Raw genomic sequence first — 12097 nt, 5'->3', positions numbered from 1 at the left:
ACGCGTTCGGGGAGGGCGTGCCGCGGCTCGGGCAGGCCCAGCTGGCACCATGGCCTCATGAACATCATGCTTTTTCACTCGACCTACGGGCTCCGGCCCGCGGTGCGCGAGGCCGCGGACCGGCTGCGCGGGGCGGGCCACGAGGTGTGGACGCCTGACCTCTTCGCGGGGTGCACGTTCGACAGCGTCGAGAAGGGCATGGAGTTCAAGGAGGAGATCGGCAAGGACGAACTGCTGAAGCGGGCCGTGCTGGCGGCGGCGCCCTATTCGGACCGCGGCCTGGTGTACGCCGGATTCTCGCTCGGTGCCTCCATCGCCCAGACCCTCGCCCTCGGGGACGCTAAGGCGCGCGGGCTGTTGCTTCTGCACGGTACGTCGGACCTCGCGCCGGACACACAGGTGGACGAGCTGCCGGTGCAGCTGCACGTCGCCGAGCCGGACCCGTTCGAGACGGACGACTGGCTGAACGCCTGGTACCTGCAGATGGGCCGGGCAGGTGCCGAGGTGGAGGTTCACCGGTACGCCGGGGCCGGGCACCTCTACACCGACCCCGGGCTGCCGGACTACGACGCGGAGGCCGCCGAGGCCACCTGGCGGGTGGCGCTCGGCTTCCTTGGAATGCTCAGGTGAGCGGTTACACGGGGGCGTAGGCCCGCTCGACCTTCTGCGTGCCGCTGCGGGTGCGGTACGAGCGTTCCCACCTGGCGGTCGCGCCTGCGTCGGTGCGGTCGGACAGCACGTAGTAGTCCATCTGCACGCGGTCGTCGGTGACGTCCAGTACGCCGTAGCCGTGCCGGTCGGTGTCCACCCAGTGGACGTGCCGGTTGGCGGCCCGGATGATCGGCGAGGCGATTGCGGAGACGGTGCCCTCGGGGAACTTCACGATGTCGTCGAGGTTGTCCGAGGTCACCGAGGTGATCACGAACTCGGTGGCCGCCGATGCCGACAGCGGGTAGGTACCGGCGTTCACCGGCACGTCGTTGGCCCACGACATGTGGATGTCACCCGTCAGGAAGACGGTGTTGCGGATGCCGTTGGAACGCAGGTGGTGCAGCAGCTCCCGGCGGTCGTCGGTGTAGCCGTCCCACTGGTCGGTGTTGAAGGCGATGCCCTCCTGCGGCAGCCCGAGCAGCTTGGCCAGCGGCTTGAACAGGTCGGCTGAGAGCTCCCCGACGGCGAACGGCGAGATCATCACCGAGTTGCCGACCAGGCGCCACTTGGTGCTGGAGGCCTTCAATCCGGCCTTCAACCAGTCGAGCTGGGCGCGCCCGGTGATCGTGCGGTCCGGGTCGTCGACCGATCCGCTGCCCGTGGCGACCTGCTGGGAACGGAAGGAACGCAGGTCCAGGAGGGACAGATCGGCGAGCTTGCCGAAGCGTAGCCTCCGGTAGGTGGTTCCGGCGATGGCCGGACGGACCGGCATCCACTCGAAGTAGGCCTGCTTGGCGGCGGCCTGACGGGCCTTCCAGGTGCCCTCGGCGCCTTCGGTGTGGTTGACGGCGCCGCCCGACCAGGCGTTGTCGGCGAACTCGTGGTCGTCCCAGATCGCGATGACGGGCGTCTTCAGGTGCAGGGCCTGCAGGTCGGGGTCCGTCTTGTACGTCGCGTGCCGGATGCGGTAGTCGGCGAGGGTGAGGATCTCGTGCGTGGGAGCATGCGGGCGGACGACCTTGCCGCGCGCTGCGTACTCGCCGGACTTGTACTCGTAGATGTAGTCGCCGAGGTGCAGCCACGCGTCGAGGTCGCCCCGGGCGGCGAGGTGACGGTAGGCGGAGAAGTAGCCAGCTTCCCAGTTGGCGCAGGAGACCACGCCGAAGCGCAGACCGGAGACGGCCGCGTCCGCCGCCGGTGCGGTGCGGGTGTGCGCCACCGGGGAGTGGGTGGCGCCGGCCGAGAAACGGAACCAGTAGTCGGTGGCCGGTTCCAGGCCGCGGATGTCGGCCTTCACCGTATGGTCCGAAGCGGCCCTGGCGGTGGTGGAGCCCTTGGCGACGATGCGCGTCAGCGCCTTGTCCCTGGCCACCACCCAGCTCACCTCGGTGTCCGGGCCGAGCCCGGAGCCGGGTGCGGCTTCCGGTGTGGGGGTCACGCGGGTCCACAGCAGGATGCCGTCGGGCAGCGGGTCGCCGGAGGCGACGCCGTGCAGGAAGGCGGGGGCGTCCGTGGCGGCGCCGGCCGGGAACGCGGCGGCGATGGGACCGGCCAGGACAACAGTCGCCGCTGCGGCCTTGACGACCGTACGGCGGCGGGGCAAAGGGGAGTTGAGACGCTGGGGCGCCTCGGATATTCGGTATCGACTGGTCACGGCCGATCAGGTTACTGACCGGTATGAACGACGGAGCGGGCGAACTCCGAGAGTTCGCCCGCTCTTCACACCCTCGTCATTTTCTGATGGAGCGTCAGTGGTGGTGCAAGTGGACCGGCTTCACCCCTTCAGGGCCGCATCCACCGCCTTGTTGAAGTCGGCCACGGTCATGATCACGTTGCCTCCGCCGAGCTTCTTGCCGTCCATGACGAAGCTCGGAGTGCCGGTCACGCCGTCCTTGTTGGTGTCGAACTTCTTCGACATGGCGACGGCCCAGGCGTCGTAGGTGCCGTTCTTCACGGCGTCCTGGAACTTCGCGTTGCCCTTCAGAGCGGGAACGGTGTCAGCGATCTTGATGAGGTAGTCGTCGCTCTTGAACTTGTCGTCGGTCTCCTCCGGGTGCCACTTCTTCGCGTAGAGCGCCGACTTGTAATCCAGGAACGCCTGCGGGCTGACGTTGAGCGCCGCACCGAGAGCGCTCAACGCGTTCTTCGAGCCCTCGCCGCCGAGCTTGTCGTCGAGGAAGGTGGCGCCCACGTACTGGAGCTTGTACTTGCCGTCCTCGACGTCCTTGTCGACGGTCGAGCCGACGGTCTGCTCGAACTGGGCACAGATGGGGCAGCGCGGGTCCTCGTAGCTCTTCAGAGTCTTCTTGGCGCTGTCCTTGCCTATGACCACGGTGGTGCCGTCCTTGCCCGTGGTGTTGGCCGGAGCGGTGACCTTGGCGTTCTTCAGCGCCTCCCAGTGGGCGGGCTTGTTGGCCTGGACGATCCAGTAGCCGATGCCGCCGGCCGCCGCCAAGACGGCCACGGCCGATGCGGCCACGATGACCTGCCGCTTGGCCTTGTCGCGCTTGGCCTGCCGCTCGCGCTCCTGGCGCAGTCGCTCCCGGGCCGCAGTCTTCGCCGCCTGGCTGTTCCGCTTGCTCATGCTGGTGATCTCCATGTGGGACGCGCACATCCAGTGCGCGGTGTACGGGGGAATGATCGTGTTCGGCCGCCGCCGAATGCGTCGGAGCCTTCGTCGCTCAGGCGAGGGCGGCGGCGGGAGAGCACGGCGGTCCACGCCGTCCCATGGAGTGCACGAGGAGCCGGTCGCGGGCGGTGGCGTGCCGCGGGGCCGGGCGGGGCTGCCGGCGGACCGGGGCGGGCCGCACGGTGACCGAGGCCACCGCGAGCAGCAGTGGACGGAAAGTGGTGGCGGTGACCGCGCGCACCAGCTGGGCCAGTGCCCGCTCACCCCGGTACAGCCAGGCGGCAGCGAGCAGCCCCATGCCGATGTGCACGGCGAGCAGTAGCCAGGCCGTGGCCGGTCCGGCGTGGGCGAGCAGCGCGGCGGCCCGGTTCGGACCGTCGGTCACCTGGACGAACGGGGTCCCCACCCGGCCGTCGCACAGCACGTCCAGGCCGACCGCGCGCAGCGGGCCCGCCACCGGGCCGCCCACTTGGCCGTAGCACGCCCGCTGGCCAGTGGTGAACACCGTGTCGGCGGCCAGCTCCAGCGGGATCAGCAGCACCGCGATCCGGCCGAAGCCGCGTTCGCGTCCGGCCAGTGCGTACGCGGTGACGAACACCCCGGCGGCGACTGCGCTCACGATCGCCGCCGGCAGCGGAGCCCGGGACAGCAGCACGTGCGACGCGGTGCTGAGCGTCACGACGACAGCCGTGAACAGCGCCGCGCGCACGGCTCTGAGCTGGATCCCGGATATGTCCATAGCGAAAGCAGAGTCTGTCACGTGGGTGAGTAAGGGACCCCTAAAGGGTGCCTGTGAGGCGTGAAGGTCTACAGCCCCGGGATGAAGGTCTACAGCCCCGGGATGAAGGTCTACAGCCCCGGGATCCGGCCGTTGCGGAACAGGTCGACGAAGATCTGGTGGTCGGTGCGCGCGCGTGCGCCGTAGCCGTGCGCGAAGTCCACCAGGACGGGCGCGAAGCCCTCCTCGTCCGCTGCGATGGCCGCGTCGATGGCCCGCTCGGTGGAGAACGGCACCAGGGACTCGCCGGACTGGTCGTCCGCCGCCGCATGCATGGTGGCGGTGGCCCGGCCCAGGTCGGCGATGACGGCCGCGATCTCCTCCGGGTCGTCGATGTCGTCCCAGTCCAGGTCGACGGCGTACGGCGAGACCTCGGCCACCAGCTGGCCCGCGCCGTCCAGCTCGGTCCAGCCCAGCCACGGGTCGGCGTGCGCCTGCAGCGCGCGCTGGGAGATCACCGTCCGGTGCCCCTCGTGCTGGAAGTACTCGGCGATCGCCGGGTCGGTGATGTGCCGGGAGACGGCTGGGGTCTGCGCCTGCTTGATGTAGATCACGACGTCGTTCTCCAGGGCGTCGCTGGGGCCCTCCAGGAGGATGTTGTAGGACGGCAGACCGGCCGAGCCGATGCCGATGCCCCGGCGGCCCACGACGTCCTTCACCCGGTACGAGTCCGGGCGGGTCAGTGAGGAGTCCGGCAGCGTCTCCAGATAGCCGTCGAAGGCGGCCAGCACCTTGTAGCGGGTCGCCGCATCCAACTCGATGGAGCCGCCGCCCGGAGCGAAGCGGCGCTCGTAGTCGCGGATCTCAGTCATCGAGTCCAGCAGCCCGAATCGGGTCAGCGAGCGGGCGTCACGCAGCGCGTCCAGCAGCGGACCCTGTGCGGTGTCCAGGGTGAACGGCGGCACCTCGTCGCTCTTGGCGCCGGTGGCCAGCGCGTGGACGCGCTCGCGGTAGGCGGCCGCGTAGACCGTCACCAGTTCGGTGATCTGCTCGTCGCTGAGCGCCTTCGCGTACCCGATGAGGGCGATCGAGGCGGCGAAGCGCTTGAGGTCCCAGGTGAACGGGCCGACATAAGCCTCGTCGAAGTCGTTGACGTTGAAGACCAGGCGGCCGTTGGAGTCCAGGTAGGTGCCGAAGTTCTCCGCGTGCAGGTCGCCGTGGATCCACACGCGCGAGGTGCGGTCGTCCAGGTACGGGCCGCCCCGCTTCTCCGCGTTCGCATCGTGGTAGAAGAGGCACGCCGTCCCTCGGTAGAACGCGAAGGCCGAGGCCGCCATCTTGCGGAACTTCATCCGGAACGCGGCCGGGTCGGCGGCTAGGAGCCGGCCGAAGGCGGTGTCGAAGACGGCGAGGATCTCCTCGCCTCGCTGCTCGCCGTTGAGCTGGGGGACCGACATCGCGGGGTGCCTCCTGGTGCGGAACGGGTGGTGCGTGAATGAGCATCACGGGGACGACGGCGCGTCCGCCGTCTTCAACGGCCGACGCCGCGCCGGAGTGCCCGGCTCCCACACGAAGGTACGCAAGGACGCACCGCGTGTGTCAGTGCCGGGGCATAGACTTCGACGCTGTCCCCCAGACTGTCCGCAGCCGGTCGGAAGATCGTCGACACCCGTTTCCTTCGGAGGCCGAAACCGTGTCAAAGCCGCCCTTCACGCACCTGCACGTCCACACCCAGTACTCGCTGCTGGACGGTGCCGCGCGGCTGAAGGACATGTTCAACGCCTGCAACGAGATGGGCATGACGCACATCGCCATGTCCGACCACGGCAACCTGCACGGGGCGTACGACTTCTTCCACTCCGCGACGAAGGCCGGGATCACCCCGATCATCGGGATCGAGGCGTACGTCGCCCCCGAGTCCCGGCGGAACAAGCGCAAGATCCAGTGGGGTCAGCCGCACCAGAAGCGGGACGACGTCTCCGGTTCCGGTGGTTATACCCACAAGACGATGTGGGCCGTGAACAAGACCGGCCTGCACAACCTCTTCCGCCTCTCCTCAGACGCCTACGCCGAGGGCTGGCTGCAGAAGTGGCCCCGGATGGACAAGGAGACCATCTCCCAGTGGTCCGAGGGGATCGTCGCCTCCACCGGCTGTCCCTCGGGTGAGCTCCAGACCCGGCTGCGGCTCGGCCAGTACGACGAGGCGCTCAAGGCCGCCGCCGACTACCAGGACATCTTCGGCAAGGACCGCTACTTCCTGGAACTGATGGACCACGGCATCGAGATCGAGCGCCGGGTCCGCGACGGCCTGCTGGAGATCGGCAAGAAGCTCGGCATTCCCCCGCTGGTCACCAACGACTCGCACTACACCTACGCCCATGAGGCAGGCGCCCATGACGCCCTGCTCTGCATCCAGACCGGCAAGAACCTCTCCGACCCGGACCGCTTCAAGTTCGATGGCACCGGCTACTACCTGAAGTCCACGGACGAGATGTACGCCATCGACTCCTCGGACGCCTGGCAGGAGGGCTGCGCCAACACGCTCCTGGTGGCCGAGATGGTCGACACCACCGGCATGTTCGAGAAGCACGACCTCATGCCCAGGTTCGACATCCCCGAGGGCTACACCGAGGTCACCTGGTTCAAGGAGGAAGTGCGCCGCGGCATGGAGCGCCGCTTCCCGGGCGGCGTCCCCGAGGACCGCCAGAAGCAGGCCGACTACGAGATGGACGTCATCATCTCGATGGGCTTCCCCGGCTACTTCCTCGTGGTCGCCGACTTCATCATGTGGGCCAAGAACAACGGCATCGCCGTCGGTCCCGGTCGCGGCTCCGCGGCCGGCTCGATCGTCGCCTACGCCATGGGCATCACCGACCTCGACCCGATTCCGCACGGTCTGATCTTCGAGCGCTTCCTCAACCCCGAGCGCATCTCGATGCCCGATGTCGACATCGACTTCGACGAGCGCCGGCGCGTCGAGGTGATCCGATACGTGACCGAGAAGTACGGCGCCGACAAGGTCGCCATGATCGGCACCTACGGCACCATCAAGGCCAAGAACGCGATCAAGGACTCCGCGCGCGTGCTGGGCTACCCGTACGCGATGGGCGACCGCATCACCAAGGCCATGCCTGCCGACGTGCTCGGCAAGGGCATCCCGCTGTCCGGCATCACCGACCCCGAGCACCCGCGATACAGCGAGGCCGGTGAGGTCCGCGGGATGTACGAGAACGAGCCGGACGTGAAGAAGGTCATCGACACCGCGCGCGGTGTGGAGGGCCTGGTCCGGCAGATGGGTGTGCACGCGGCTGGTGTGATCATGTCCAGCGAGACCATCACCGAGCACGTCCCGGTCTGGGTACGGCACACCGACGGTGTGACCATCACCCAGTGGGACTACCCCAGCTGTGAGTCGCTCGGCCTGCTGAAGATGGACTTCCTGGGCCTGCGCAACCTCACGATCATGGACGACGCGGTCAAGATGGTGAAGGCCAACAAGGGCCTCGACATCGACCTGCTGTCCCTGCCGCTGGATGATCCCAAGACCTTCGAACTGCTCCAGCGCGGTGACACCCTCGGCGTCTTCCAGTTCGACGGCGGTCCCATGCGCTCGCTGCTGCGGCTGATGAAGCCCGACAACTTCGAGGACATCTCCGCGGTATCGGCCCTGTACCGGCCGGGCCCGATGGGCATGAACTCCCACACCAACTACGCACTGCGCAAGAACGGGCAGCAGGAGATCACGCCGATCCACCCCGAACTGGAGGAGCCGCTCAAGGAGGTCCTGGACGTCACCTACGGCCTGATCGTCTACCAGGAGCAGGTGCAGAAGGCCGCCCAGATCATCGCAGGCTATTCGCTCGGCGAAGCCGACATCCTCCGCCGTGTCATGGGCAAGAAGAAGCCGGAAGAACTGGAGAAGAACTTCGTCATCTTCCAGGCCGGCGCCCGCAAGAACGACTACAGCGACGAGGCCGTCCAGGCGCTCTGGGACGTGCTGGTCCCCTTCGCCGGCTACGCCTTCAACAAGGCGCACTCCGCGGCGTACGGTCTGGTCTCCTACTGGACCGCCTACCTGAAGGCGAACCACCCCGCCGAGTACATGGCCGCCCTGCTGACCTCCGTCAAGGACGACAAGGACAAGTCGGCGGTCTACCTCAACGAGTGCCGCCGCATGGGCATCCGGGTGCTCCCGCCCAACGTCAACGAGTCCGAGGCGAACTTCGCTGCTCAAGGCGACGACGTGATCCTCTTCGGGCTGTCCGCCGTCCGCAACGTCGGCACCAACGTCGTCGAAGCGATCATCAAGGGCCGCAAGGCCAAGGGGAAGTACGCCTCCTTCCCGGACTACCTCGACAAGGTCGAGGCGGTGGTCTGCAACAAGCGGACCACCGAGTCACTGATCAAGGCCGGCGCCTTCGACACCATGGGACACACCCGCAAGGGCCTCACGGCGCAGTACGAACCGATGATCGACAATGTAGTCGCGGTCAAGCGCAAGGAGGCCGAGGGTCAGTTCGACCTCTTCGGCGGCATGGGCGAGGAGACCAGTGACGAGCCCGGCTTCGGGCTGGACGTCCAGTTCACCGACGAGGAGTGGGAGAAGACCTATCTGCTCGCCCAGGAACGGGAGATGCTCGGCCTCTACGTCTCCGATCACCCGCTCTTCGGTCTGGAGCACGTGCTGTCCGACAAGGCGGACGCGGGCATCGCCCAGCTCACCGGTGGCGAGCACGCCGACGGGGCCGTTGTCACCATCGGTGGCATCATCTCGGGTCTGCAACGCAAGATGACCAAGCAGGGCAACGCCTGGGCGATCGCGACGGTCGAGGACCTCGCCGGTTCCATCGAATGCATGTTCTTCCCGGCGACCTACCAGCTCGTGTCGACCCAACTCGTCGAGGACGCAGTCGTGTTCGTCAAGGGCCGCCTCGACAAGCGCGAGGACGTGCCGCGGTTGGTCGCCATGGAGTTGATGGTCCCCGACCTGTCCAGCGCAGGCACCAACGCACCTGTGGTGCTCACCATCCCCGCGGTGAAGGTCACCCCGCCGATGGTCAGTCGCCTCGGCGAGATCCTCAGCCACCACAAGGGCGACAGCGAGGTCCGCATCAGGCTCCAGGGTCCGCGCAAGACCACCGTGCTGCGTCTGGACCGGCACCGGGTCAAGCCCGACCCGGCGCTCTTCGGTGACCTGAAGGTGCTGCTCGGCCCGTCCTGTCTGGCGGGCTGAAGGAGCCTCACGCGCACAAGAAGAAGGGGCGCACCCCGCAAGGGTGCGCCCCTTCTGTGTGCCGGGCTTCAACTGCCCTTCAGCCGTGTATCCGGCTGCGCTTTTCGGCCGTGCCTTCAGTTGTGACCGAAGCGCTTCTGCTGCTTACGAGCAACATCCGCCGGGCTGCCCGGGACGTGCACCGGCGACTCGTGCGTCTCCGGCGACGTCCGCTGCGCGTGCTCGTGTGCCTGCTCGGCCTGCGAGGCGCGGTTCTGCGGGCCACCCTGCTTGCGGTTCTTGTTCTTGGCCATGGTGATCTGCCTCCTGTGGGGGATCTAGGGGCCAGGGCCGGGACCAGATTCACATACGCTGACATCAGGCGCATGTCGGACAATTACCGTGTGTGACAAGGTGGGTGGTCGAGTGGGCACCGCAAACGCCACGCCGAAGATCGAGTTCGGGCCGTTAACCCCTGCGCGGTCGGGCAGACTCGAAGGAAGTCCGAAGCAAAACCTCCCGGGAAGAGGGTGAGTCGCGTGGACCGTTGCATCGTCCTGGTGGACGCCGGGTACCTGCTGGGCGCCGCCGCCAGCCTTCTCGCCGGTGAGCCCTCGCGGTCCCGGATCTCCGTCGACCACGCCGCATTGATCCAGGCGCTGCGCGAACGCGCGGAGTCGGAGACCGAGCGCCCGCTCCTGCGCATCTACTGGTTCGACGGCGCCCCCGACCGGGTCCCCCAGCCCGAGCACCGGCGACTGCGCGTGATGCCCCGGGTCACCGTCCGACTCGGGGCGCTCACCCGCAGCGACGGACGCTGGGCCCAGAAGGGCGTGGACGCTGCCATGCACGCGGAGCTGACCGAGCTGGCCCGTAACCGTGCCTGCTCCGACATCGTCCTGGTCACCGGCGACGGTGACCTGCTACCGGGCATGATGGCCGCCAAGGAACACGGCGTCGCCGTTCATTTGTGGGCCGTTCAGGCAGCCGACGGTGACTACAACCAGTCCGAGGACCTGGTCGCCGAGGCCGATGAGCGACGGGTGCTGGACCGGGCCTGGATCACCCAGGCGGTCCGCGCCAGGGAACTGACCGGTGTCTGCGCCCCGCCGCCCGCGCCCCGCCCCGAGATCGCCGCGATCCTCTCCGCGCCACTGCCCGACTCCGCACTCGCCGCCGGCGCCGAACGACCCGTCGAACAGGGCAGGCACCCACAGGCCGCCGAGGCGACGGAGAACGGCGCCCAGGAGCGGGTCCCCACGTCCAAGGGCGTGCCCACCCCCAAGGACCTAGCCGCGCTCCGCGCACCCGGAAGCCAGTCCGCACCGCATCCGGCAACCGCGACCCTGCGCTGGTCCTCCGACAAGGGCTGGGTGGACCGGCCCGGCGTCGTCACCGAGCCGCCCGAGGCCGCCTCCATGCCGACCCTCGCCCAGCTCACCACGGCGGAGCAGAGGTGGGCCGACCGGGAGGAGGACATCACCACCGTCGGTGGCGACCCGTACGAGGTGGGTCAGGTCTTCGCCCGTCGCTGGATGTCCCGGCTTGGCGACCAGGCCCAGCTGCAGCGACTGTCGCAGATGTACCCGCGCATCCCGCACCGTGTCGACGGAGAGTTGCTGCGGTACGCGGCCCGGTTCGGACTGCTCGCGCACAAGGACGACCAGATCGACGAACACGACCGCTACGCCATCCGGGCAGGGTTCTGGCGAGAGATCGACGTGCCCGCGGCGACGGAACAGGCGGGCACCGGGGACTGAATCCGGGCAGCGGGACGGGTGCGGCCCCAAAGGCGAGTAAAGGCCCCCGACCCCGTACTCTCGTCCTTTGTGAGTACGCGCGCGGGACAGGCACTTCGGCATGACGCGGTCGTACGCGTGCGCGGGCTCAGCAAGACCTACCCGCCCGCCAGGGGGCGGCGCGGGGCACCCGGCACCCCCGAGGTGCGGGCCACCGACGAGGTCGAGCTGGACGTGCGGCGCGGCGAGGTCTTCGGGCTCCTCGGGCCGAACGGCGCCGGCAAGTCCACCCTCGTACGGCAGCTGACCGGTCTGCTGCGGCCGGACGCCGGCAGCGTCGAGATCCTCGGCCACGACATCGTGAAGCACCCGGAGCGAGCCGCACGTCTCCTCGCCTACCTGGGTCAGGAATCCTCCGCCCTGGACGAGCTGACCGTCTCCCTCGCCGCCGAGACCACCGGGCGTCTGCGCGGCCTGGACGTGCACCGGGCCCGGGCCGAGCGCGACGCCGTACTGGAGGAACTGGGGCTCGCCCCGATCGCCGGGCGAGCGCTGAAGAAGCTGTCCGGCGGGCAGCGACGGCTCGCCTGCCTCGGCGCCGCCCTCGTCGGGCAGCGGCCGCTGCTCGTGCTGGACGAGCCGACCACCGGCATGGACCCGGTGGCCCGGCGCGCGGTCTGGGCGGCCGTCGACCGACGCCGGGCCGAGCACGACACGACCGTGCTGCTGGTCACCCACAACGTCATTGAGGCCGAGACCGTACTGGACCGGGTCGCCGTGCTCGACCAGGGCCGCGTCATTGCCTGCGACACCCCCGCCGGGCTCAAGGAACGGGTCGCCGGTGAGGTGCGGGTCGAGCTGGTGTGGCGGGAACGGGCGCCGCTGGCGGTGCCCGAGGTCGCCACACTGCGCGAGCGCGCGGTGGAGTCCGGCCGGCGATGGACGCTGCGGCTCGCGCCCGAGGAGGCCCGGGCCGCGGTTGCCACGGTGACCGGCGGGGCTGCGTTCGCTGCCCTGGACGACTTCACCCTCGCCACACCCAGCCTGGAGGATGTCTACCTGGCGCTGGGCGGCGCGGCCCGGCAGGGGTTGGTGAAGGCATGAGCGCACGGACCGTGGAATGCGTAGGGGAGTACGCGACTGCCGTA

Annotated in this window: 9 protein-coding genes; 4 read left to right on the top strand and 5 right to left on the bottom strand. The window is 68.7% G+C overall.

Translation table 11 applies throughout. The features are described from left to right. The first annotated feature begins 57 nt into the window (after positions 1–57). Entirely contained in the window at positions 58–630 is a 573-nt protein-coding gene (locus LK06_RS07220; protein ID WP_039655902.1) for a dienelactone hydrolase family protein, read from the top strand. Positions 631–634: 4 nt separating this feature from the next. On the opposite strand, the gene LK06_RS07215 is transcribed toward LK06_RS07220, so the two are convergent. The 4 genes from LK06_RS07215 to LK06_RS07200 all read right to left on the bottom strand — a co-directional run bounded on the left by LK06_RS07215 (position 635) and on the right by LK06_RS07200 (position 5455). Beyond that, positions 635–2305 carry an alkaline phosphatase D family protein gene (locus LK06_RS07215; RefSeq protein ID WP_043406916.1) on the bottom strand — a complete coding sequence of 557 codons (1671 nt, stop codon included), beginning with the start codon at positions 2303–2305 and terminating at the stop codon, positions 635–637. 120 nt (positions 2306–2425) lie between these two features. Beyond that, the gene (locus tag LK06_RS07210; RefSeq protein WP_039656105.1) at positions 2426–3235 is read right to left on the bottom strand and encodes a thioredoxin domain-containing protein; all 810 of its coding nucleotides are present in this window, start codon (positions 3233–3235) and stop codon (positions 2426–2428) included. A 97-nt stretch (positions 3236–3332) separates the two neighbouring features. Beyond that, the gene (locus LK06_RS07205) at positions 3333–4019 is read right to left on the bottom strand and encodes a hypothetical protein (RefSeq protein ID WP_039655905.1); all 687 of its coding nucleotides are present in this window, start codon (positions 4017–4019) and stop codon (positions 3333–3335) included. A gap of 110 nt (positions 4020–4129) precedes the next feature. Further along, a complete protein-coding gene (locus LK06_RS07200; protein WP_039655907.1) occupies positions 4130–5455 on the bottom strand; it encodes a DUF2252 domain-containing protein in 1326 nt (441 codons plus the stop codon). A gap of 236 nt (positions 5456–5691) precedes the next feature. Between LK06_RS07200 and dnaE the strand changes: the two genes are divergently transcribed. Next, entirely contained in the window at positions 5692–9231 is a 3540-nt protein-coding gene (dnaE, locus tag LK06_RS07195) for a DNA polymerase III subunit alpha (RefSeq protein ID WP_039655909.1), read from the top strand. Positions 9232–9347: 116 nt separating this feature from the next. Here the strand turns inward: dnaE and LK06_RS33680 are convergent, their stop codons facing one another. Beyond that, on the bottom strand, positions 9348–9524 hold the full coding sequence (locus LK06_RS33680; RefSeq protein ID WP_167747938.1) for a hypothetical protein: 177 nt from the start codon (positions 9522–9524) through the stop codon (positions 9348–9350). Positions 9525–9749: 225 nt separating this feature from the next. On the opposite strand from LK06_RS33680, the gene LK06_RS07190 reads away from it, so the two are divergent. Together LK06_RS07190 and LK06_RS07185 are read left to right on the top strand one after the other, a co-directional pair. Further along, on the top strand, positions 9750–10970 hold the full coding sequence (locus LK06_RS07190; protein WP_039655911.1) for an NYN domain-containing protein: 1221 nt from the start codon (positions 9750–9752) through the stop codon (positions 10968–10970). Between the two features lie 69 nt (positions 10971–11039). Further along, the gene (locus tag LK06_RS07185) at positions 11040–12053 is read left to right on the top strand and encodes an ABC transporter ATP-binding protein (RefSeq protein ID WP_052270197.1); all 1014 of its coding nucleotides are present in this window, start codon (positions 11040–11042) and stop codon (positions 12051–12053) included. Positions 12054–12097 lie beyond the last annotated feature (44 nt).

The sequence above is a fragment of the Streptomyces pluripotens genome, from assembly GCF_000802245.2.
Lineage (GTDB): Bacteria > Actinomycetota > Actinomycetes > Streptomycetales > Streptomycetaceae > Streptomyces > Streptomyces pluripotens.
Note: the sequence above shows the minus strand (reverse complement) of the source record. Positions and strands in the feature narration are given on the sequence as shown.